Source organism: Allorhodopirellula heiligendammensis, from assembly GCF_007860105.1.
GTDB classification, from domain to species: domain Bacteria; phylum Planctomycetota; class Planctomycetia; order Pirellulales; family Pirellulaceae; genus Rhodopirellula; species Rhodopirellula heiligendammensis.
Genome location: NZ_SJPU01000001.1, coordinates 1,644,347 through 1,667,089, shown reverse-complemented (window position 1 = coordinate 1,667,089; position 22,743 = coordinate 1,644,347). Strand labels below are relative to the sequence as shown.

The window sequence follows — 22,743 nt, the reverse complement described above, 5'->3', positions numbered from 1 at the left end:
TCGCCAATTTTATCTGACGGGAGCTCCCCCGCTGCTGGCGGGATCGGGTAAACTAAAAATCGTATCGCAAACGTTCTCCACATAAAATCAATGGAATTGGAATGGCTGGTTCGAGCAAAAGAATTTTGATGCTCGTGGGCGACTTCGTCGAAGACTACGAAGCGATGGTGCCCTTGCAGATGTTGCTGATGCTTGGCCACGAGGTTGCCACGGTGTGCCCGGACAAACAGGCCGGTGACAGTGTGGCGACAGCAATCCATGACTTTGAGGGCCATCAGACTTATTCGGAGAAACCGGGCCACCGGTTCGCCATCAACGCAGATTTTTCCGATCTCGACGAGACTTCGTTCGATGCCCTGATCATCCCGGGCGGCCGAGCTCCGGAGTATCTGCGTCTGAACGAGCGCGTCCTCGATATCGTCCGCCACTTCGCCGATACGGCTAAACCCATTGCAGCGGTCTGCCACGGCCCTCAGATCCTGGTTGCTGCGGGCGTTTTGTCCGGGCGACAATGCAGCAGCTATCCGGCCGTGGGTCCTGAAATCACCGCTGTGGGCGGCCAATACGTAACGCCAGGCAAGAATCTCGACACCGCCCATGTCGATGGCAATCTCGTCACGGCCCCAGCCTGGCCGGCACACCCCGCCTGGATCCGGGCGTTCCAGGAACTGCTCGAGTCCACCTAAGTCCTGAGAATATCATGAGCGAATCGACATGACCTCGCCCGAGTCGGGCCGCTCGCTCCGACCGCCCACCACCCTCTCATCAAGTGCGAAGCGGGCTGCACTCGACCGAGACGCCCCACCGCCGGCGGGAGAGGAACATGAACCGGATCGGTTCATTCACCAACGGGCGAAAATCTTGCACGAACTCGTGCGGGTCCGCAGCCAGGCTGAAGCGGCGAGGCTCGAAGCCCAAGCCTCGCGACTGGATGCCTCTGCCGAGCAACTCGAATCGCTGCTCGAACGCATCGATGCCGGCGAGAACTTCACTCCCGATCAGCTGAGGGAGTTCGGAATCGATGAAACACCCGGGATCGGAACACCTGAACTCGCCAATCAAATTCCAGACGATGCACTGGAGCCTACAAGATCTCCTGCGGCCCGGCAATCGAACGCTTCCGGCTCGAGGCTCCATTCCCCACTCGCTCGGTTCAAGAGCTGGGAAGCGATTCGCGAGGCTCAATCTCGACACAACAATCAACACGTTCGGCAAGATGGACCGCACTGCGGCGTGAAACCACCTCGCGGCCGGTGGCGAACTGAGAGCAAAGATGCCGCCCCGACGCGATCGCCAGCAGCGCAGCGGAAACCTGGGGAAGCGAAAGTCGCCAAGACGCTTGACACTCCACCGACGCGGGCAAAACTTCCGACAAGCTCCGCGAAGATTAAACCCATCGATGAGCAGACTGACCCAGCGGCGCCGCAACGTCGATCCACACCGGTAATCATCAGCTGCATTGTTCACCTCATTTTGCTCCTTTGCTTGGCAGCGTTCACACTGAGCACGGTGATGCCCAAAGATCAGATCGCATTGGCGGCGTCGGCAAACGAGCCCAGCGAAGAAGTGATTCAAACGATTGAGATTGAAACGGCCCAGCCCGAAGCCGTGACGTCCGAGACGGCTCCTGACGAGTCTGTTGTCGAACTCGATCCGCTCGGCGAGATGACGGCCGTTAAGGTCAGCGTGGATTCGCTCGGCGCCGCCACGACTCCCTCGCCCCATCTAGCATCGTTCTCCCGAAACGCAGCGGCCTCCTCGGCGGCGATGAAAGCATCTCCGAGTGATTCCGATAATAGGATGCAGTTCTGCGGTGTGGAGGGAGGCGGCAACCACTTCGCTTATCTCGTTGATAGCTCAGGCAGCATGGGGGACGCCTTCGTGTCTGCTCGACGAGCGCTGCTGGAGTCCATCGACATGCTCAAACCCGAGCAACGATTCTATGTCATCTTCTTTGACGCCGAGTGCGACTACATGCGAATCACCCGCGCCGACCAGGACGAATCCCGGAGTGTCGCAGCCACCACCGTCAACAAGCAACGCCTCAAGAGCTGGGCGATGCGAGTGGAAATGGATCGCGGGAAAGCGCCGTATGAACCGCTCGAGTACGCCCTTCAAAGAATCAAACCGGATGTCATCTTCCTGCTGTCTGACGGTGAGTTCCCCCAAGGCATCGAAGACTTGCTCCAGAAGGAAAACAAAGTGACGAACCTGTTCGGTGAGACCAAACCGATCAGCATCGTGCACACGATCAGCTACCACAGCCGGGAAGGTGAGAGTCGCATGCGACGAATCGCCGAAAACAATTTCGGCCAATACCGCCACGTCCCCAAACCGTAGGCTCGTGACTGGCCAGCGTCTCGTTGATCAGCCGCTTGGGAGCGAGCAGCCGGCCGAGTTGGTTGCTTTCACTGTCCGAACGCACCAATACTATTCTTAAACGCAAGCGAAGAACGAGCTGGACTGCCTTGTTGGCGCGTCGAGGTAGTAAATCAACAGGCAGCTTGCCCTTGTTTTCCCCCGACAAAACCAATCACGTCGGCTGGCACCCCAACGGCTCACGCGATCAACGAAACTCGCTGCTTTCTCACAAGTAACGCCACGTGCTCCAGGTGGCGTTTAGTGCACCTTCGACTGGGTCAACTGATCGAGGTAACGCCGAGTGTGAGCCAATACCATCTCATACTCAAGCGGCTCGACATCTTCACCGATCACCTCGGCTTCGATTGGTCCTTGATAGCCCTGATCCAACAGCGTTTGGACGATCGACTCGATCGGCACGCAGCCGTCGCCAAGCAGACAGCGGTTCATCTCGCCCAGCGGACTGTGCCGGCCGTCTCCCAGCTGCAACAAATGGACATGCGGGCTAACATGCGGCAACCATCGGAGCACATCATCGTCCATGCCAACGTGGTACGTATCGAGCACGATACCGAGATTAGGACTACCGACCATATCGATGATCTGCAGAGTGGATTCGAGATCATTGACAAAGGACCACTCATGCCCACAGCCTGGATGAAAGGGCTCCAGTGCGATCTGCACGCCGAACTCCTCGGCGACGATCGACACCTTCGCCAATGCTTCGCACAGGGTCCGTCGAGCGTGACGACGAATGTGATTATTGCGACCACCTGCCAGCACGATGAGTGTCTCGGCGCGGAGGTTCGCAGCATCGGTTACCGCTGACATCGCGTCGCGAACGGCATCGTTGAAACCACGTCCATCACTGCCGGTGAATCCTCCCGCCCAACTTAGCGAAGTTGCCGACAAGTTTAAGTCAGCAAGCAACTCCACACAGCGATCGATACCAAAGTCTTCTACCTTGGGCCGGAACAATCCGATGCCAGCGAATCCATGTTCGGCATATGCTTGAGCGTCTGTCTCGAGATCCCATCGAAATGTCGATAACTGATTGACCGCGAGGGTGTTCATCATCAAGTCGAATCACGCGAAAAGAGCGAGTCAAACGGACGCTGCCAATGTACCCATCCCACGCAGGTTGGGTCGACCGCGACTGCACGGTATGATGGTCGGCAGTATGTCGAGATCGTGTCGCTGTGTAAAGATTTGTTTCGAAAGATATTCAACATCCACCGCGCAAAGACGATAAAAATCTCGCTCTGCATTCACCCATTCCCACACTCACTTCACTGCTTCGATCATGGCCGCATTCTGTCGTTACCTGGAACCTTCAGGTCAAGTTCGCTTCGCACTCTACCGTGCCGGTGAGGCCGATTCAACGCAATCCCCGCAGGTTTGCCCACTCGCGAAACTGATTGATGAACCAACCGAAGCATTGCTAGCAAACAGCAAAGACATCTTCGACTGGACGATCGATCAGATCGAAAGCATACCACAGCCAACCGAAGCTCAATGGCAAACCGCACCTGAAAAATTTTTACCGCCGGTCGCCCTCCCTGAGAAAGTAATTTGCATTGGACTGAATTATCTCGACCATGCCATCGAAACAGGTGCCGAGCCGCCCACCGAGCCTGTCGTGTTCAGTAAATTCAACTCCACGCTGATCGGCTCGGGTGAAGATATTGTGCTACCCAAACTGAGCAAGAAAGTTGACTACGAAGCGGAACTGGTCATCGTGATCGGCAAGACCGCACGTCATGTTAGCGAAGCCGACGCACTCCAGTTTGTATTCGGATACACCGCTGGCCACGATGTGTCGGCGCGTGATTGGCAGAAAGGTCGTCCAGGCGGTCAATGGCTGCTGGGGAAAACCTTCGACACGTTTGCTCCTGTTGGCCCGGCCATCGTGACCGCCGACCAGTTCGGTAATGCTAGCGACGTGAGCGTCAAGATGGTGCTTGGGAATGAGGCTGGAGAGGAAGTGGTGCAGTCGAGCACGACGGCTCAACTGATCTTTGATATCCCCACGCTGGTCTCGCACCTGAGCAAGTTCATCACGCTACGGCCCGGCGACTTGATCTTCACAGGAACCCCACCCGGCGTGGGTGATGCACGCGTCCCACCGCGATACCTCCAACACGGCGATCAGTGCCGCGTTGAAATCGACGGCCTCGGGCCACTGACCAATGCATGCCGCGACGAAATGGTGGAATAGGCGTTGAGGCGGTCGAGCGAATGAGCCGCGCCGGCGTTCGCAGCCTGTTGACCTAGTCGCTTTCGCAGTTCGAATCTGTGATCACGGACCCGAGACGCCAGCGAGGGACGAGATGGGCCGTTCAACCTGGGGAACTTTGATTCATTCGCAGCTCGGGATCATTGCCCCGAGCATGCAGGAGATGGGTCGTGGACGGGGCAATGGCCCCATCCCTCGTTTCGATGTTTGGATGGTTGAAACTGAGATTGTGCTGGTGCACGCAGCCACGCAATCAGGCTGAGGCAACCATCAACTCTGCGGCCTCGACCGGATCAATGAGAATGCTCTCCACACAGGCTGGCACTAACATCGTATCACCCTTGCGCAGCACATCGGCAGAAGCGTCCCCCGCGATTCGAATCGCTCCAGAGAGCACCGCGATGACTTGAAACGTGTTGCGAGTGTCGATGCGATGGGAGTCACTGAGCGTGTATCGCTGCAGCGTGAACTTATCGCAGTCCACCAAAGTAACCGCAGCGGCATCACTAGCCACCGGCACCGGTGTCACAGGACTGACCGGACCACTTTCGAAATCGATCACATCCAAAGACTGCTTGATGTGCAACGTTCGCGGTTGACCATTTGCTTCGACGCGCCCCCAATCGTAGATACGAAACGTGGTATCGCTAGCTTGTTGAATCTCCGCTACCAGCAATCCTGCCCCAATCGCATGGATGGTGCCCGCAGGGATAAAAATGCAATCACCTACGCTCGGCTCAAACGAATGCAGTGTCTCCTCGGTACGTCCCGCTGCCACCGCGGCAGCGAACGCTTCCCGATCAATGCCCGCCTTCAAACCCGCATAAATCTTGCTACCAGGAACGGCATCGATCACCATCCATGCCTCCGTTTTCCCCAGATCAGGCGGATCCAACCGACTGCCTTGAGCGTCGTTCGGGTGAACCTGGACAGACAGATCGCGACTGGCGTCGAGCATCTTCAGCAGTAAGGGAAATCGATTCCGCAAATTGCTGGGCAATGACTCACTGCGGATTGCGGTCGCGACGCGATCACCCAGCAGCGCAGTCGCATCCTGCTCGATCAATTCATGCAGCGACGTCCCCGCCAAAGGCCCGTTCGCGACGATACTCTGATCGTCGCCATGATCGACTATTTCCCAGCTCTCGGCAAACACGCCATCATCATCAATCGGCTTATTCAACTCCGTCCCTAACCGCCGCCCACCCCACAGGTATTGCCGAAACAGCGGCTCAAAACGCAGTGGATAAAGAGTAGTCATAGCGGTTACCAATTTGCCGGATTCATCGAACGGGAAACACAACAGAATATGGCTCATTGCCAATCCACATTCAAGGACGACGATCGGCGTCTAGCATCGAACCTGTTCGCGATAGAGGCCGGTATGGTCCAGGAAAGCGGTCACCGGATGGGGAACACGAAATCGGATCGAGCGTGCCTGGCTGATTCGCTGACGCAAGTCACTGCTACTGATTTCGATTTGCGGCATCATGATTTCTGCGCTGCGGCACTGGTCGACTCGCTCCGCCGAGGCAAATCGGTTGAGGATGCTGTAGTCGGGCGAGGGCACTCCACCACGCCGGACGACTGCCAGGACACACTGTTGCAACAGTCGCTCGGGTGCTTCCCACTGAGCAAAACTTGCTAACGAATCGGCACCAATGATTAAAAACAAGGGTCGACTTGGAAACGCAGCACGCAGATCTTCTAGCGTATCGACGGTGTAGCTAATGCCGTCCCGGTCGAGTTCCAGCGTATCGATGACATGTCCGGATTGGCCCGCAAGAGCGAGCCGCAACATCGACAGACGCTGCGAATTGCTAGCCACCGGTCCAGCGGGCTTGAGCGGACTCGTCGCAGCGGGCACCCACCGCACGTGGTCAACCGGCAAATGTTCCAATGCCGCCTCAGCGATCCACAAATGCCCAAGATGCACTGGGTCAAACGATCCCCCAAACACGCCGACCCCCGACCTACTGGTCATGGCGTTTCACTCGTCTCGGATTCACTCGTTTCGGATTCGTTTGAATTAACTGGCTCCGACTTCTGATCCGAGAACGTGTACGTCAGCAGTTGGCTTTGAATCGTAGCAAAGATTTGATGGCGTTGAGGCAGCAAGCGAACTTGCGTTTCGATACGCACATTGCGACTGCCTATATTCTTGCCAAGCAACTCATTGAGCGTCTTGCCACGGTCCACGTCAAGCGTCCAGATATCCAGCTCATGCCGTCTGGTCGCGGCGTTATCAATGTAGGTTTGACGCCGCACCAACATGAGCATTGGTGTCAACCAGGGCTGGTAGGTGGTCACACCGCGGGCCTGATCGAAAACGTCCGACCACGCCAAACTCGCCTCCGACTGGGGCTCATCGTCGGGCACTTTGACACAATGCACACTCGTCACGTCTTGTACCGACATACCGCTGGGGATCGTGATGATGTTACCTTCCTCATCAGGTGGCGGAGGCAACTCACAGCGTGGCATCAATAGGAAACGATCACGGATCTGCACAACAGAGAGTCCTGACAAACGCGGCCGCAGGGGAATCTCGACATCGGCAAGAGCCGCGCCGGACAAAACATCCCAAATCGTTGCGCGTCCTTGATCGTCCAGCAGGGCCATGTATCGCCCACCGACCAACTCACCGTGGGCAGTCGATCGGACTTCATCTGTCAAATTGATCGGTGATGCCATCCGGCTGCGCACACTTTCACGCGAGATGCCGTCGACAATCTCGAGCAAATAGGGATCGTAGAGTTCAACATCGCCCTCCTGCTCACTGGCTTTTTTCACCATCAGCACGTGCCGTCCGGCTGTCGCGATCACGGATTCGACGTCGAGCGGCACAGTGACGATCTCTCGCCCATCGTACCAATCGAAATAGGCAACTTGGTTTGCCCGTTCACTCACCACCGCGACCCGACCTTCACCAGCGACGACTCCGCTACCGGGAATTGCTGTCTGAGTACGCCAAATTTGCTCACCGGTGACGGTGTGGTAGCAAATCAAATCGCGGCCCTGCAATAAAAACAGCCGATCGCCGAGCACAGGACCTAGCCGGAGCTGCGCATCGTCCGCGTTGGCTGTTGGCGAATTGGAAACGTAGCGATAAATCTGATCACCAAACTTGGACGTTTCACTACGTCGTTTAGCGACGGGTTGACCGTCAGGACGCAGGCTCTGACGCCAGCGTACTGCATCATCTGCGCCTGGTGAGAGCACCCGAAACAAATCAATTGCAATTAATTCCGAGGGGGTCAATACGAGCATCAGACCGCCACTGATCGTGACCTCCTTGTCACTCGAATTGCGATTGGTCAGTCCCTCGACAGAAATCGGATGGCTGATGCCGTCGTGATCCAAGAGCGACAGGGGGCTGTTGTCGCTGATGGCCTGCCATCCCAACATTTGCCGCCCCATCAACCGGGTCGTTCGGGCATACCGTCGATCGGATATGAGTGCCTGGGTCTGTGGCAGTCGCGTCGATTCCCATTGCAGTTCGACGTGCCCGCGGGGCCAAGACTCCGGATCAACTCGTACCGCACCGCGTACCTGGAACTCATCGAGGACCGCGGCGATCTCCGCAATCTCCTCCGGCGCAGCATCTGGTTCCTGAATTCTCTGCTGCAGTATCTGTCCAATGTAGCGACGATCTTCGCCCCATCCCGCCAAACTATACGCTTCGGCGAGTGTCAGCAAGCTCGTTGTGTCGAGTTCCGCTGCACCTGAGTCGGTCGTTAGTCGCGTGCCCCAAATCAATCGCTCGGTCACCAAAGCGTCGCCCTGCTGATGCGATTGATCGATCACACTCCGCTGAAACGCATCCACCGCACGCCAAAGCGGAGAAAAGTGCTCCACAACTCGGTTCAATGTCATGCGATTGGGGCGAATCCGACTCTGCAGTTGTTCTCTCATCCGGGTATCGAACTCAGCGAGTGTGGCGTCCTCGGCAATGGCAACCACTTCGGCGACACGGGCCGTCAGCCAAGCGTCCAGCGTAAATTGACGTGTAGGATGGGAAAATAGTGTCGCATTCTGGCTTGCCAAACTCGGTCGTTCGATCGTCAACAATGAAAGTTCGAGCAGCAAATCCAGTGCTTGATTCAAGTCTGACGATGAAACGACCGCTGGAGCCGGAGATACTTTCAGCGGCTTGAGTAAACGCTCGATCTGCAACACCAACAATTCGGCGTGTTCCTCAGGTCGATCGATCAACTCTCGCAGCGTGTCCAGGTCGTCGGTAGAAATGTCCTGTTGGTCACGCAGGCTACTGAGCATCGCTTCGACTGATAGCGTGATGGCTTCGATATTCTCGGGATCGATCGAGCGTGCTTTCGCAAGCAGCGTGAGCGCGGCATCGCGTTGGTTGTCCTCCATCAATAGTTCGGCTTTGCGAATCATCGCAAAAAAATCATCGGGCTCCGCAGCTAAAATGCGATCGACGTGAGGCCGCAAAGTATCTTCGCCATACGCTACCGCAAGGGTGGACGTGGCTTGCGAAATCACTTCACCGTCGATGGCGACAAGGTTGCCCAGGGGGAAGCGTGTTTGACGGCGTGACAGAACTCGGCCGGACTCCAAGCCGATCTCAATCAGTTCATCGGTGGTCGTTGGAAGGAAATAACTTGCGGGACCGAACACCCCTCGGCCAGAAACTCGTTGACCAGGGCTCATCAGGTCGATGGCAGTGCTCCAAATCTCATGGCCGGATTGTAAATCAAATGCCATCACGCGATCGGCGCGAACGATCAGGTACTGGTTGTTACGGACTCCGGCCAAATACAAATTTTTGCCGCGTGGTTGCGGACGAAAACGATCGACTCCGGTGACGGCGTCAGCCACAATCATGCGATCGGATTCCACGGGCGTCAGCGCGATGCTCGTGCCGTGACCGATCGCAACGGACGTTGCCCAACGTTGACTCAGTTGGCTCATGGGCAGGTCAACGGGCTGGCGAAACGCGTTCTGCGTGAATTCGCGGTTGCGTGCATGTTCGTTGGCCCAGCGCAGCGTCCGATCAATCAGATCGACCGCCACCGTAATGCCAGCTCCGGTAGGACAAATCAGCAATCCCTCGTGATAGGTCACCGTCGCTCCCGCGACGCGTCGGACGGGATCGGTCGTGATCCCACTCGCTTCGACGGACACCAAAACCTGCCGCCACACTTCGCTACCATCCAGCGGATCCAGGCAGACCAAGACAATCTCACCGGCCATTTCAGCCATGACGTACAGCAGGCCACGAACCGGCAGCGGTGGCCCCAAGAAGAACGCTTCGGAGAAAGGTGAAGGCGTCGTTTCCGCTGAACCGAGTCGCCACAGCAACTTGCCCTCCGTAGCGAGATCCAGCGCCACAAGCGTGTTCTTGCTAGCTTGGACAGCACTCGTCGCGCGCATCCCAAACGGATTGATACGTTCGGTCTCGATCGCCCCTAGATCATTGATCATGAAAACCCGCTCGCCATCACTCGATACCTGGCCGTAAGGAACATCGTTCCAAACCCGCTGCACCAAAATATCTTTGGGATCTTCTTCCTCACGTAGGTCCACGGAATCTTCATTGTCCAAGGCGGCGAGTTCTTCGGGAGGATCGAACCATGGATACTGCCAGACGCGTTTACCCGTGCGGTAATCGGCACCAATCAACCGCTGGGTTGTCCGCATCAGCAATTGGTCTCCCACTCGCAGTGGCATCCACGACGGCGGCGGCAATTGGCCGCTCGATTTCAACTGCGCCGTCTCCGCTTCGATCATGCGTTCTTGACGGGGGCTGCCCGAGGTCTCGAGCATCCACCGGGGATTGCTCAGGGGCATCTCACCTTCCGAAAATCCGCTGCGGTTGGGACGTCCACCCAGATAGGGATAACTCTCCGCTGCCGGATCAATCGTGAAGGCCATCTCCGAGAATCTCGCCTGCACAGCGGATTCCCACTCAGTCGTCCCGCCAGCAGATGCCTGAGCGTCGACGGTCTCGGTCGGAACAAAATCAGCAGGCAGTCGAGTCGGAGTTTGCAGCGGTCGGCCTGCCAACACACTGGCACCGGCGTGCATCCAAACCACTTCGTCACCGAGCTGCTCGACCGCTCGGGGCAGACCCACCACATCATCGAGCAGCAGCGAGACCGCGAGGGGATTGCCCAGCAACCACTCTCGCGTCGCCAACAAGTAGCTGGCCCGATAACCTGCCTTGGTGTGAAAGAATTCTCGCCGCACCTGTTCGACGGCCTGCCAATCCCGCGTCGGCTGCGCCTCGCTGAGGATCTTTGTCGCCAAAGGCCCGTACCGAAGTTCGTAAACTTCCATCGCAGGCTCCGGTAGCTGCCCGATCATTTCTCGCACTAGTCGCAATACCGTATTCGCATCGCTGGGGTCATCGACCCTGTCTTCGTCGCCCCGCCCCCCTTCGACTTGACTCGAGGCGGCGTTTCGAGCCGCACTGACAGGCACATGGTCTAGGAAATAATCCTGCGCCGTCTCGGGCAACGTGTCCTTTCCAAGACGACGTGACAGATCACCCAATCGCAGCACAGCATCTGCGTACTGTTCTTGCGCAATCGCCTCCTTCGCCTCTCGTATCTGCTGCCGCACGCTGCGAGGAGGCGGCAGAAACTCGGCCATGCCAGAGACAGGAGAGCTGTTAAACAACCCCTGGGCGGAACAGACACACGGTGAGCCCGCCAATCCAATTATCAGCAATGTCACGACCGGCAATACCGGCTGGGTGCCACGACGAAAAGGCTTCGCAGTCAATTTCACAAAACGTCTCACAGCTATGTCAGGGAACGAAGAGAATCGGAGCGCAGCTTATCAAGAAGCAGCGATGAACGGTGGCTGCAGAAACCTCATGGCTTCGATCTACCAGCGGCTTTCGTCTCGTTGAAATAACGCAATCTTCGCGAAATTTCGCTCTGGGGTCCGACGCGAAACGGAACCTCAAAGGCGTCGGCGTCAATTGCAAACTCGCCGTGACCATCGGCATGGATAAAGGTCGCGATATTGAGGATCTGCAACACCTCAGCTTCGCCATGACTGCGTTTGACACAGCGGACGAGCACTTCACGTGGATCCATCGCTCCGATAATGGCCAGGAACTCGGCGGCACGAGCGGCGACGAGCGGTTGCGGATCGAGCATCGCTCGCTCGGCCAGTTGCACCAATGTGGCATCGTCAGCTGCAGCCGTTCGTGCTGCTTCGTCGGACGCCGTCATCGAACTGGCCGCGTTAAAAGCCCAGTAGCGAACCCATGGGTCGCCTGAATTCATACTGGTGATTAGCTGTGTCGTGGCATGATCCCAAGGCTGCAGAGCGATATTCGCCGTATCGATGTACATCGTAATGGCAGCAGCCTGGTGGTTGCCGAATTCAACCGGGTTGCCTGATCCCTGACGTAGAAACACCGATTCCGGAACAAAACTAAGATCATGAGTTTCTTTTAAATGCTCACTCAGCAAACGCCGCATCTGGGTCAGTTTACCACCGTGCTCCTTGTCAGTCGCCAGATTGTTGATCTCGTCTGGATCATCCGACAGATCAAACAGGGCTTCGACGGGACGAGACTGAAAGAAGCCCAGCTGTTCCGGTGGCAGTGAGGCGTCTCGCGAATGGTCCCGCCATTGCTGATAGGCGAGCATTTTATAACGATACTCATTGTTGAGTGAATTCGGATACTGAGCTTCAAAGTAGCGAATGTATTTCCAATCGCCCACCCGAACCGCCCGTACGAGATCATACTTCTCGTCCATCCGATCGGCGTCGCTAAAGGTGAAATCGCGTGCGTCAACTTCGGCCGCCGATAGATCACTGCCCAGAAACGGCTGGCCATCGATCCCCTGAGGTAATTCCACCCCGGCGAGGCTCAGCACGGTGGGCCCAAAATCGATGAAGGAAACGAACCCGGGCGTGCGAGAACCGAGATCGCGATCGACCATCTTTTTGTATTGGTCCGGAACACGCACGACGAGGGGCACGTGCAAACCTGTTTCAAAAACATATCCCTTGGATCGCGGCAGGACGCCGCCGTGATCACCAAAATAAAACACAAACGTGTTCTCGAGTTGGCCTGCCGCTTCCAATTCCGCGAGTGTCTGCTCGACGAGCTCATCGATTTTGCTGATCTGGTCCCGGTAGTATGCGGCGGTGAAACGAGTCAGTTTGGTATCGGGGAGATAGGGCGGCACAACCACGTCGGCTTGAGAGAACGACGTCGGCTTGTCCAAGGCCTCGAGCTTGAAATGCAATCTACTTTCGTGCGATTGCGGAAAGGTCTGGACATGAAAGAACGGTGTTTCGGGGTCTGGGCGATTCTTCCACGAAGCCTTTTTACTCGAATCATCCCAAGGCTGCTCGTTAGGCAACACGTTGTAATCGGTCTTGCTATTGTTGGTCGTATAGTAGCCAGCGTCACGCAAATAGACAGGAAACATTTCCATATCCGGCGCCAGGGAGACACGCTGGAGCGCGCGGTGATACTGGCCCCCGATGCGTGGAGCGTAGCATCCCATGATCAACGTCGTGCGGGCGACCGAGCACACCGGCGCATTGGAAAACGCCCGATCAAACGTGATGCCGTGCGCTGCCATCGACTCGATCGCTGGTGTCGCCACGCCATGGACGTCGAAATGTCTGAGATAATGTTTTGAATTGTCCTCCGACATAATCCATAGGATATTCGGCTGCGGAGGCGTGACATCGGCGTCAGGCGGTGCGGTGGTTTCTGCGTTAGCGGGCAGTGCGGCGAGCAGCATGAAGACCGTCAAGAGACCCCGTGCGAATGGAGTCTCTACTCGTGAGCGACAGAACGCTTGCGGGAGAGAGAATGAGGACTGCGGTCTGCGGAAGAACAATCGCCTGAACTGGCTCATAAGAATTCACAGAAATTAAAAATTTGGAAACGAAGTCGCGTGGGGAAGGTGGTCGGCGTGGTGTGGCTTTCGTGATCCGCCGGCGCTGGCCGCGGGTTCCATGCGCCATGGAGTCGATTGTAACGGAGAGTCGGGAGCATGGGATCGCTAACGAGATTTTCTTGTTCACAGAATGGCCGTCGAAGTGTATTCTTCGTCGCGAGCTACCCTCCCAATCTCATCGGCACCCGGTTAACCCGTCCCATGCAAGCCAACCCGCCCCCCTCTGCTATCGCTGTCCCGCCGTCGCGTTATCTCATGTTCGGTTGCCTCGCGGTGATCGGCGCGGGGCTAGATCTGTGGACGAAACAAGCCATTTTCGAGTGGCGGGGGTTGCCTGGGCAACGCGACGTCTACTGGGTCATCGATGGCTACTTTGGTATCGAAACGGCAGTCAACATCGGTGCCGTATTTGGCATTGGGGCCGGCAAAGGGATGATGTTTGCTGGAATTTCGGTGGTGGCGTTGGTAGGAATTTTGCTCTGGCTGTTCTGTTTCAAGGCGGCCACATCGGCCTGGCTGACGTTTGCATTGGGCTGCGTCACCGGCGGGATATTCGGTAACCTCTATGATCGATTAGGTTTGTGGTGGCAGGAGGGGTACCCGGTCGAGTGGAAAAGCGGCGTACGAGACTGGATCCTATGGCAGGCTTCGGACGCCTGGAAATGGCCCAACTTCAATATCGCAGACTCTTTGCTGGTCATCGGCGCAGTCATGCTCGTCGTGCAATCGATTTTCTTCCCGCCTGCCGCGATGCTGTCGCGGCCGCCTGAGGCGGATCCTGATGCTGAAGTGGCATAGGCTGTTGAGAGTCGCACGCCGACGGCGCACCCCCGCGGTACGCCCCGTGTCGGATCGTCCTGTGCCGGATCGTCCCGCTCTGCTGGCCCGATCGGCTGATCGATTGGCCACACAGCTCGTCGCCTGGAAATGGTGGCTGCTAGCGATCGGTGCCATCGGCTTCGTCCCACTGGTGTATCTGCAGGCCGGGTTAACAATGAACCGGTCGCTCTCCGCCATGTTCTCACCCACGGATCCTGCGATCCTGGACTACCACCGGATGCAGTCGCAATTCGGAGGCAACCTCGTCGTCATGTGGGTGTACGACGATGAGCAATTGATGACCACCGAGGGACTTGCCCGCAGCCGCCGCTGGACGGAGCAAGTTGAATCGATGGCAGGGGTCGAGGGCGTGCTATCGCTCGCCAAATTGGTCGATGCATTTCGCTACTTGCGCCCATCTTTGTCAACCGCATTCTCTCCAGCGGCATTCACTCCGACGTCCACGACAACCGGCCCGCCAGCTGAGCGACTCTTTCAAAACAGCGATCCGGTCGCGGTGCAGTTTCGCAATTTATTTGCGGGCTACACGCACAGCTTCGATGAGAAGACGGCGTCGATCGTCGTGATGCTCCGTAGCGATACACTGTCCCAGCCGGGTCGAGTGAGCGAAACGATCGGACAGCTCCGCAGTCTCGCCGCCACCATGCCAGCCTCGTCGGCGGCTCTGTTAGTGGGCGAACCGGTGCTGTTAGAGGATGCCTTTGACTTGATCGTGGCGGATGGCCGACGGCTGGCCATCGGCACCATCGGACTGCTCTGCATCGTCATCCTAGTAACCATGCGGGACCTTCGCATTGTACTGCTGTCGGCGATCTGCATTGTCTGGTCGACGGTCGCCACCCGTGCGTTGATGGTCGTCGCTGGCATGGAGATGTCGCTGGTATCTACCATTTTGCTAGCATTGATTTCTGTGATCGTCGTGGCGGCGATTATGCACTTAGCCGTGCGGTATCGCACCCCCGGAGCAACGTTGGGCGGGGTCATCGCCGTGCTCGCCATTCCCATCGCCTGCACATGCCTCACCGACGCGGCAGGCTTTGCCTCTCTGGCGATTTCACATGTACGACCGGTTGCCCAGTTTGGCGTGATGACCGCCACGGCAGCGTGCTGCGTCATGGTTTCGCTGGCATTGTTCTCGCCCTTGATGCTGAGTTTACCGGCTTGGCTCAGCCTCCGTGCTCGCCAGCATCCACCGTATGCGAGGGAACCACAGACCGGCACATCGATATTCCATCGGCTTCTGCTCTGGTTCGCTCGCGGTAGCGTGCGTTGGCAAAAGCCCCTGACAATCGCGTCGGTTATGCTGTTGGTCAGCTCGACGCTGTACGTGATGAGGTTAGAGACGAACTCCAGCTTCCTCGATAATTTCCGCCCCTCCAGCCCGATCGTTCACGCCTACCAGCGTGTCGAGGATCGCTTAGGCGGCGCGGGCGTCTGGGACGTCACATTACCCGCACCGGCTCGAATCACGCCTGAATATTTGCAACGCGTGCGGGAGCTGGAAGATCAACTGCGAGCGATCGAGGTTCCATCCGACGACGCTCGTTCCGCTAGCAAGGGCGGCGTGCGGTTGCGAAAGGTACTCAGTCTCGCCGATGCCGATGCCGTGGCGGAGCAAGTCACGATGCTATCGTTCGTCCCCCCCGAAGTTCGCTTGTCGGCCATGCGCGCAGCGATCCCCGCATTTGCCGAAGCCCTGCTGAGTTTTCCGACCGCCAGTGAGCCCACGCAGCCGCGCCGGATGCGGATCATGCTCCGGAGCGATGAGTCGCTATCAGGACGCGAAAAGTCCGCTTTGATGGCGGCGGTCCAGCGTACCGTTGAGACAGCGACAGATTCGTCTTTCGCCACCCATGAATTGGACAGCTCGCAGGCGCACGACAAAACTGGAGAGGGCGTTGTGACAGGATACTCGGTATTGATGTCTCGCTTAGTTGCCAGTCTCGTGCGTGACCAATGGACGGCCCTGGCTGTCGCGCTCGCTGCGGTGGGGTTGCTGCTGCTCATTGTCACCGCTGATTGGCGATTGACGGTTTGTTCACTGATTGTCAACGCCCTTCCGATCCTCCTGGTGCTATCCTGCATGGGTTGGTTTGGTGGGCAGCTCGATCTAGGATCAGCCATGATTGGCGCCGTTTCAATCGGTTTATCGATCGATGGTTCCATCCATTTTTTGAGTGGCTACCAGCGTCGCCGGTTTGCCGGCGAGAAGGCGGAAACCGCAGCAACGAATGCAGCGGCAGATTTAGGAGCTCCCGTTTTACTGGCGAGCATGGCATTGGTGATCGGTTTCGCAGTTTTGGTGACGAGTCCGTTTGTGCCCACGGCGACTTTCGGGCTCCTTGTCGCGGCAACCTTGACGCTCTCAGCGATTGCGAATCTAACCATGTTGCCAGCCATGGTTGTATTTTCGTCGGTATCCCCCAGTAGACCACGTGCATGAAACATTCCCTCGAACTTGAGATTCAAACTCAACCGACCAACACGAGTTGTGGCCCGACATGCCTGGCGGCCGTCTACGACTATTGGGGATCTCATGTTGATTTGAGGGAATTGATTACGGCGATCGGCGAACTCGAGAGCGGCGGGACCCTGGCGGTGCACTTGGCATGCGACGCGTTGGCCCGCGGATACGACGTTGAAATGGTCACTTACAACCTGCAATTTTTTGATCCGACCTGGTTTGACGCCGATGGCGAGATGCTTTCCCGCGACGTGATGACCGAAAAACTCCAGGCTCAATGGACGGCCAAGCGAACGCGGCGGGATGTGGATCAATTGCGGTTGTTCAATGCCACTGAGGCGTATCTGCAATTCCTGAGTCTCGGGGGTCGCATTCGCATGCAGCCGCTCGACGAAAAACTGATTGTCGATACGCTCGTCCGAGGCATCCCAATTCTCTGTGGGCTCAGTGCCACCTACCTGTATCATGAGCGGCGTGAGCGGATCGAGGCCGTCGATGCCAGCCGGGTCGAAGCAATCCCCGACGATATTCATGGCGACCCGTCGGGGCACTTTGTCGTGCTGCATGGCTATGATCCGTCGACAACCTCCGTTTTGATTGCCGATCCCCTGCACCCCAACCCGATGGCGCCGACGAACAAGTACGCTGCGCCGCTCTCCCGATTGACGTCCGCCATTTTGCTTGGCATTGTGACGTACGACGCCAATATCATGACGATCGTTCCGCGATCAGATTTTTAATCAAGCCTATTTGCTGGCAATGGTACCCCCCTGCATGAACGCAATCCTGATCGCTGAATCTGGCGATGATTGGTTGGGAAACTTTGACGGTGTCGAGACCGTCGATCCACGAGACTATTTAGCCTCACCGGATCCAAATCTTCGCCGCGCGACACGGGTGTATAACCTGTCTCGCTCCTACTCTTATCAGAGTATCGGCTACTACGTATCACTCCTGGCCGAAGCCCGCGGGCACCGTCCGATTCCGGATGTGCAAACGATTCAGGATTTACATGGGACTGCTGCGGTACGTGTGATCCCGCAAGCCTTGGAGGAGTTGATCGCTTCTTCCTTAAAAACTCTCAACGGTGATGAGTTTGTGTTGAGCGTGTATTTTGGGGCGAACCTGGCCAAGAAATACGACCGCTTGTCAAAGGAACTATATGGCGTCTTTCGAGCCCCCCTGTTGCGATTCAAATTCACTCGCCGGAGTAAGTGGCGGTTGCGTCGAGCGTCTGCAATTGCTCTCAACGCCGTTCCTGAGAACCACCGTAGTTTCGTCGCCGAAGCCGCTCGCAAACACTTCGCCAGTCGGGCAACCAATCGGCCCAAACCAAAGTCGATGCGGTACGACATGGCGATTTTGCATAACCCCGAGGAAGGCGATCTGGCACCATCGAGCGAAGTGGCTCTCAAAAAACTGGTCAAGGCAGCCGCCAGCGTTGGGATCGCAGCCGAGCTGATTACTCGTCAAGACGCCAGTCGTTTACTGGAGTTTGACGCCCTATTTTTACGAGAGACCACCGCGGTCAACCATCACACCTACCGCATGGCTCGGCGGGCAGAATCGGCGGGCATGATCGTGATGGATGATCCACTGTCCATCCTGCGATGTTCCAACAAAGTCTACCTGGCCGAGTTGCTGACCCGCGCCAAGCTTCCCACGCCCGAGACGTTTGTCGTGCACCGGCGCAATGCCGAATCCATCGCATCGCAGCTTTCATTTCCCTGTGTTCTGAAACGTCCCGACAGTGCGTTTTCCCAAGGTGTGGTGAAAGCCAAAGATGAACAAGAGCTCGCGACGAAGCTGGCTGAATTTTTTGTCGATTCTGAACTCGTGATCGCCCAGCAGTACATGCGAACCGATTTCGATTGGAGAATCGGCGTATTGGACCAACGAGCCATCTTTGCCTGCAAATATCACATGGCGCGAGGTCACTGGCAAATTGCCAAACATGATGCCGCCACGCACGGATCACGACCCAAGTTCGGCAAGGCTGAGACATTCCCGGTCGAGACTGCACCTCGAAAAGTCGTCGCAATGGCAGTCAAAGCGGCGAATTTGATTGGCAACGGATTCTATGGCGTCGATCTCAAGGAGGTTGATGGGAATTTTTTCGTGATTGAGGTCAACGACAACCCCAACGTCGACGCAGGTGTCGAAGATGCGATTTTGCGAGATGAACTCTATCGCCGCATCATGGAATCATTTGTGCGACGCATCGAAGCAAACAAACAAGGCGGATGAAACAGTGACTCTCGAAAAGATTGAAATGTTCGAGGCGTTTGGCATCGAACTCGAATACATGCTCGTCGATCAGGAATCCCTCGAGGTGCGACCGGTCGCCGATGAGGTGCTTGCGCGATTGTCGTCCATCGCGACGGCGAAAGCGAATCGTGCCGATCCATCTCCCGTCGCCATCGGCGATTGCAGCGATGTCTCGTTAGGCAACATCACGTGGTCCAATGAACTGGCAGCCCATGTGATCGAACTCAAAGTGAGTGAGCCGACGGCAAACCTGCGAGAGTTGTCATCGAATTTTGAATCGGCCATCAAGGACCTACGCCCCATCCTGCGTTCATCGGGCATCCGTTTACTGCCGACGGGAATGCACCCATGGATGAACCCAAAGACGCAAACGGTCTTGTGGCAGCATGAAAACCAGGCGATTTATCAAGCATTTGATCGCGTGTTCAATTGCGAAACTCACGGATGGTCGAACGTGCAAAGTGTGCACCTGAACCTACCCTTCGCGAACGAAAACGAGTTCGCTCGTTTGCACGCCGCCGTCCGATTGGTCCTACCGATTCTTCCCGCTCTATCGGCCAGCTCACCGGTGGTCGATGGTGCGTTGACGGGTAGCCTCGACTCCCGTCTGCTGCACTACGCCGCCCACTGCCACGCGGTGCCCTCGCTGACTGGCAATTTGATCCCCGAAGCGGTGTTCGACGAAGCAACCTACCGGCGTGAAATATTCTCCTCAATTGAACATGATATTTGCCCCCATGACCAAGCGGGTGTTTTTGATGTTGAGTTCCTTAACGCTCGAGGCGCTATCGCAAGATTCGATCGCGGTTCGATTGAAATTCGTGTCATGGATGTGCAAGAGTATCCAGGTGCGGACGTGGCCATCTGCGCCGCCGTCATTGCCTTGCTGAAAGAATTGGTGAGTGAAAAACACTCATCGTTTCTGACTCAGAAATCCCACACGACCGCTCAACTTCGCCAAAGCTTTGACCGTGTTTGCGTTGACGCCGAAAATGCGATGATTGACGATGCCATGTATCTCCACGCGTTGGGAATCGAATCCTCAGCGAGCACGGCCGGCGACGTTTGGAAAACGCTACTTTCGCGGCTGCGGCACAGCGACAATGTCGTGGCGGGGCTCTTTGCTCCCTTGGAAATCATCCAACAACATGGAACTCTAGCAACGCGAATCGCCCGCGCGCTCGGTCCTGCCTTCACACGAGAAGACCTGCAAGACGTCTACCACCAATTGGCCGATTGCGTCGAAGTTTGGGAACCATTTCAACCGTGAATTCCAAACGCGCGTTGCGATTCATTCTCTCCTGCGAACATGGGGGCAACGATGTGCCTCAGCAGTACGCTGGCCTATTTGATTCACCTGGCGGCAGAGCTTCGCTGAATAGTCATCGGGGCTATGACCCAGGAGCCTGGGCCGCGACACGACAGATCGCGGACTACCTCAGCGACCGCGACCTGTTGTTTAGCGATCCAGTCGTCGCGACAACGACGCGATTGCTGGTGGATTTGAATCGTTCGACCGACAACCCGAGCGTATGGTCAAAGTTCACTTCGGACCTACCCCGGTCCACTCGATCTGAAATATTGCAAGAGTTTTATCAGCCGCATCGTCAGGCGGTAGAGCGTCTCGTCGAACGCATGGTCGCCAACAACGAAATCGCGATCCACCTATCCGTGCATTCCTTCACACCACGGATGCGCGGCCAGTGGCGACCGCTGGAGATGGGCCTGCTGTTCGATCCACAACGGTCGAGCGAGACGGCATATTGCCAGGTCTGGTCGGCGAAGTTCGCAGACCGGATGGCCACGACGCCACGAATTCGACTTTGCAGCAATGAGCCCTACGCGGGAACGGACGATGGTCTGACGACGCACCTCCGCCGCATCTTTCCGGACGACGTCTACTGCGGAATCGAGATCGAGATCAACAACCGATTCCACCGCAGATCACCCGAACGCCAAGCGAGCATCGTCGCCAGACTTTGTGACGCCATGCCATTGGATGGGGCGCTATTGGGCGACCAGTTTAAATAACAAACACCGCTCCAATCGAAGAAGACAGAATGAAGTGGTCACTCACCATGGAAATCGCAACACCTTCGGAGCCATACAACTCTCGCTAAAGTGCAGATCGTTTTGCCGTGTTGATTCTGATCGCACTTCGGCGATCAGTCCGAGCGGTGACTGCAAGTGCTGGACTGGTAAATCCCCACATACAATGACGAGGTCCGGTCTAACCACGGTGCGTTCGTTGACAATTCAATCGAGTCCGGCAATCGCTTTGGCACAGCCATTTTGTTTTTCGATCTCAGAGCGAAAATGCGTATGCCAAGCGGGTCGCTATCGTCTGATGACCTCCGAACGGGCTTGGGCTCATGACGATCGCAAACCCGTCCCACAGTTCCCAATCGCCTTTCAAGTGCTGATAATCAGCGATGGTATAGCGAGGCAGTAATTTTCCGGCAGCCAAAATTCCTTTGTTCACGATTTTGCGAATCAATCGTTGCTGGAAAAACTCATCAAAATTCGCAGCACGTACCAAAACAGTAGTACGACGGATGCGAACAGTGCCAGCGATGCGGCCACGTACTGGTCGGTGCGGTACTGATGGATGATGTTGGATGTATCGTAGAGAATGTAACCTGACGCCAGTGCGACCATCGCGGCACTGAAGAACAGTCCCAGCGAGAACCCGAACAAGATTCCCACAACAATCACGCCCATCGCGACAAATCCCGCAATCGCTAAGTACTTGCCCCAGCTCGACAAGTCGGCACCGGTGAGGAACACAAATGCGGTCAATCCCAGAAAGCAGGTTGCGGTGATCGCGCCGGCCTTGATCGGCAAACTGGGGTCACCGAGGACGCGGATGCAAAGATAGAGCATCGGCAGCAAAATCACCGCTTGGGCGACCACGTACAGGCTCAGTCCCAGGTACTGCATCGGTTTCGACGTATCGCTATTGGCCCACGTCCGCGCGACCCAGGACACCACCATGAACGCGCCGAGCACCAACAGCCATCCCATCCCACCCAGCATCCTCGCCACCATCGCCTCCATGGTGGCAGCGGGAACAACGGAAAACAGGACCGTTTCGATCGCGATCAAACCCAGAATCGCGACAGTCAAGTGTGCATAAGTCCGACGGATAAAACCCACCCGGGCCTCGTCGAGCCCAAGTCCCACATCGACAGCCTGATTCATACTGTGAACGGAATACGGATTTGATTGATCGTATGACATCGTTGTCAGCTCTCTGAGAAGTCAAAAGCGGTAGTGCAAAACACTGGCCTCACGCACGAGGCACAGTTGAGTTGACCATGATAAGCTATTCTCAGCGGTTATTGCGCCCCATTCGTTGTCCGAGAACAAAGATCCATGGGTCGGTGGGCAGCGGCGAGATATTGCCAATTTCGATGCGATCAAAGACCGGCAATACGCTTGGCGTTCCATCGATCACGGCATCCCTCGCCAAATTGCAATTAAGCAGAGTTTGACTCAAATGGCGTGGACTGAAGCTGACAATGACGTGAGCCGAGTGCCGTAAAACACCGGGAGATACCGCCAGCGCGGCCGCTTACGCGTCTCGGCTCACTAAGTCCACGCTACGAGATTAACTCCGTTTCTCCTCGCGGTCTCGCTCGCACGTTGCCAATCGCATGCTTGGACGATTC

Annotated in this window: 17 protein-coding genes; 10 read left to right on the top strand and 7 right to left on the bottom strand. The window is 56.7% G+C overall.

Going from position 1 to position 22,743, the window contains the following annotated elements; all coding sequences use genetic code 11:
* Positions 1 to 101: 101 nt before the first annotated feature.
* Together Poly21_RS06265 and Poly21_RS06260 are read left to right on the top strand one after the other, a co-directional pair.
* A complete protein-coding gene (locus Poly21_RS06265) occupies positions 102 to 686 on the top strand; it encodes a DJ-1/PfpI family protein (protein ID WP_146406047.1) in 585 nt (194 codons plus the stop codon).
* A gap of 28 nt (positions 687 to 714) precedes the next feature.
* A complete protein-coding gene (locus Poly21_RS06260) occupies positions 715 to 2,340 on the top strand; it encodes a vWA domain-containing protein (protein WP_146406046.1) in 1,626 nt (541 codons plus the stop codon).
* 279 nt (positions 2,341 to 2,619) lie between these two features.
* Here the strand turns inward: Poly21_RS06260 and Poly21_RS06255 are convergent, their stop codons facing one another.
* The gene (locus tag Poly21_RS06255) at positions 2,620 to 3,438 is read right to left on the bottom strand and encodes a sugar phosphate isomerase/epimerase family protein (protein WP_302117805.1); all 819 of its coding nucleotides are present in this window, start codon (positions 3,436 to 3,438) and stop codon (positions 2,620 to 2,622) included.
* Between the two features lie 226 nt (positions 3,439 to 3,664).
* On the opposite strand from Poly21_RS06255, the gene Poly21_RS06250 reads away from it, so the two are divergent.
* Positions 3,665 to 4,579 (top strand): fumarylacetoacetate hydrolase family protein, encoded by a 915-nt coding sequence (locus Poly21_RS06250; RefSeq protein ID WP_146406045.1) that lies wholly within the window; start codon positions 3,665 to 3,667, stop codon positions 4,577 to 4,579.
* A gap of 271 nt (positions 4,580 to 4,850) precedes the next feature.
* Here Poly21_RS06250 and Poly21_RS06245 read toward each other — a convergent pair whose 3' ends face one another.
* From Poly21_RS06245 to Poly21_RS06230, 4 genes are all read right to left on the bottom strand, one after another.
* A complete protein-coding gene (locus Poly21_RS06245) occupies positions 4,851 to 5,915 on the bottom strand; it encodes a type I phosphomannose isomerase catalytic subunit (protein WP_146406044.1) in 1,065 nt (354 codons plus the stop codon).
* 33 nt (positions 5,916 to 5,948) lie between these two features.
* Positions 5,949 to 6,581 carry a nicotinate-nucleotide adenylyltransferase gene (nadD, locus tag Poly21_RS06240; protein ID WP_146406043.1) on the bottom strand — a complete coding sequence of 211 codons (633 nt, stop codon included), beginning with the start codon at positions 6,579 to 6,581 and terminating at the stop codon, positions 5,949 to 5,951.
* Complete coding sequence (locus Poly21_RS06235; RefSeq protein WP_146406909.1) at positions 6,578 to 11,215, bottom strand: outer membrane protein assembly factor BamB family protein; 4,638 nt, start codon at positions 11,213 to 11,215, stop codon at positions 6,578 to 6,580. Before Poly21_RS06235 ends, nadD begins: the two co-directional genes overlap by 4 nt.
* Before the next feature lie 224 nt (positions 11,216 to 11,439).
* Positions 11,440 to 13,341 (bottom strand): sulfatase family protein, encoded by a 1,902-nt coding sequence (locus tag Poly21_RS06230; RefSeq protein ID WP_146406042.1) that lies wholly within the window; start codon positions 13,339 to 13,341, stop codon positions 11,440 to 11,442.
* 360 nt (positions 13,342 to 13,701) lie between these two features.
* Here Poly21_RS06230 and Poly21_RS06225 point away from each other — a divergent pair, with 360 nt between their 5' ends.
* From Poly21_RS06225 to Poly21_RS06200, 6 genes are read left to right on the top strand one after another with little or no spacing between them, the layout of a single operon-like run.
* Complete coding sequence (locus Poly21_RS06225) at positions 13,702 to 14,298, top strand: signal peptidase II (RefSeq protein ID WP_302117801.1); 597 nt, start codon at positions 13,702 to 13,704, stop codon at positions 14,296 to 14,298.
* A 46-nt stretch (positions 14,299 to 14,344) separates the two neighbouring features.
* Positions 14,345 to 16,783 carry an efflux RND transporter permease subunit gene (locus Poly21_RS06220; protein ID WP_367302528.1) on the top strand — a complete coding sequence of 813 codons (2,439 nt, stop codon included), beginning with the start codon at positions 14,345 to 14,347 and terminating at the stop codon, positions 16,781 to 16,783.
* Positions 16,780 to 17,544, top strand: coding sequence for a C39 family peptidase (locus Poly21_RS06215; protein WP_146406039.1), 765 nt, complete (start codon positions 16,780 to 16,782; stop codon positions 17,542 to 17,544). The genes Poly21_RS06220 and Poly21_RS06215 overlap by 4 nt, the downstream gene beginning before the upstream one ends.
* Positions 17,545 to 17,578: 34 nt before the next feature.
* Positions 17,579 to 19,051: a RimK family ATP-grasp domain-containing protein gene (locus Poly21_RS06210; RefSeq protein ID WP_146406038.1), complete on the top strand. Its 1,473-nt coding sequence runs from the start codon at positions 17,579 to 17,581 to the stop codon at positions 19,049 to 19,051.
* Positions 18,984 to 20,342, top strand: a complete 1,359-nt coding sequence (locus Poly21_RS06205; protein WP_302117798.1) for a carboxylate-amine ligase — start codon at positions 18,984 to 18,986, stop codon at positions 20,340 to 20,342. The genes Poly21_RS06210 and Poly21_RS06205 overlap by 68 nt, the downstream gene beginning before the upstream one ends.
* Entirely contained in the window at positions 20,339 to 21,103 is a 765-nt protein-coding gene (locus tag Poly21_RS06200; RefSeq protein WP_302117796.1) for an N-formylglutamate amidohydrolase, read from the top strand. The genes Poly21_RS06205 and Poly21_RS06200 overlap by 4 nt, the downstream gene beginning before the upstream one ends.
* Before the next feature lie 274 nt (positions 21,104 to 21,377).
* Here Poly21_RS06200 and Poly21_RS27115 read toward each other — a convergent pair whose 3' ends face one another.
* Positions 21,378 to 21,554 carry a PDDEXK family nuclease gene (locus tag Poly21_RS27115; RefSeq protein ID WP_302117794.1) on the bottom strand — a complete coding sequence of 59 codons (177 nt, stop codon included), beginning with the start codon at positions 21,552 to 21,554 and terminating at the stop codon, positions 21,378 to 21,380.
* A gap of 11 nt (positions 21,555 to 21,565) precedes the next feature.
* Complete coding sequence (locus Poly21_RS06195) at positions 21,566 to 22,312, bottom strand: Bax inhibitor-1/YccA family protein (RefSeq protein WP_302117791.1); 747 nt, start codon at positions 22,310 to 22,312, stop codon at positions 21,566 to 21,568.
* Positions 22,313 to 22,427: 115 nt separating this feature from the next.
* On the opposite strand from Poly21_RS06195, the gene Poly21_RS06190 reads away from it, so the two are divergent.
* Positions 22,428 to 22,616: a hypothetical protein gene (locus Poly21_RS06190; RefSeq protein ID WP_146406036.1), complete on the top strand. Its 189-nt coding sequence runs from the start codon at positions 22,428 to 22,430 to the stop codon at positions 22,614 to 22,616.
* The last annotated feature ends 127 nt before the right edge of the window (positions 22,617 to 22,743 follow it).

Bases quoted from the DNA above. Each gene is read 5' to 3' on its own strand.
- Poly21_RS06265 (WP_146406047.1), top strand. From the start codon at position 102: ATGGCTGGTTCGAGCAAAAGAATTTTGATGCTCGTGGGCGACTTCGTC.
- Poly21_RS06260 (WP_146406046.1), top strand. From the start codon at position 715: ATGACCTCGCCCGAGTCGGGCCGCTCGCTCCGACCGCCCACCACCCTC.
- Poly21_RS06255 (WP_302117805.1), bottom strand. From the start codon at position 3,438: ATGATGAACACCCTCGCGGTCAATCAGTTATCGACATTTCGATGGGAT.
- Poly21_RS06250 (WP_146406045.1), top strand. From the start codon at position 3,665: ATGGCCGCATTCTGTCGTTACCTGGAACCTTCAGGTCAAGTTCGCTTC.
- Poly21_RS06245 (WP_146406044.1), bottom strand. From the start codon at position 5,915: ATGAGCCATATTCTGTTGTGTTTCCCGTTCGATGAATCCGGCAAATTG.
- nadD (WP_146406043.1), bottom strand. From the start codon at position 6,581: ATGACCAGTAGGTCGGGGGTCGGCGTGTTTGGGGGATCGTTTGACCCA.
- Poly21_RS06235 (WP_146406909.1), bottom strand. From the start codon at position 11,215: ATGGCCGAGTTTCTGCCGCCTCCTCGCAGCGTGCGGCAGCAGATACGA.
- Poly21_RS06230 (WP_146406042.1), bottom strand. From the start codon at position 13,341: ATGCTGCTCGCCGCACTGCCCGCTAACGCAGAAACCACCGCACCGCCT.
- Poly21_RS06225 (WP_302117801.1), top strand. From the start codon at position 13,702: ATGCAAGCCAACCCGCCCCCCTCTGCTATCGCTGTCCCGCCGTCGCGT.
- Poly21_RS06215 (WP_146406039.1), top strand. From the start codon at position 16,780: ATGAAACATTCCCTCGAACTTGAGATTCAAACTCAACCGACCAACACG.
- Poly21_RS06210 (WP_146406038.1), top strand. From the start codon at position 17,579: ATGAACGCAATCCTGATCGCTGAATCTGGCGATGATTGGTTGGGAAAC.
- Poly21_RS06205 (WP_302117798.1), top strand. From the start codon at position 18,984: ATGAACTCTATCGCCGCATCATGGAATCATTTGTGCGACGCATCGAAG.
- Poly21_RS06195 (WP_302117791.1), bottom strand. From the start codon at position 22,312: ATGTCATACGATCAATCAAATCCGTATTCCGTTCACAGTATGAATCAG.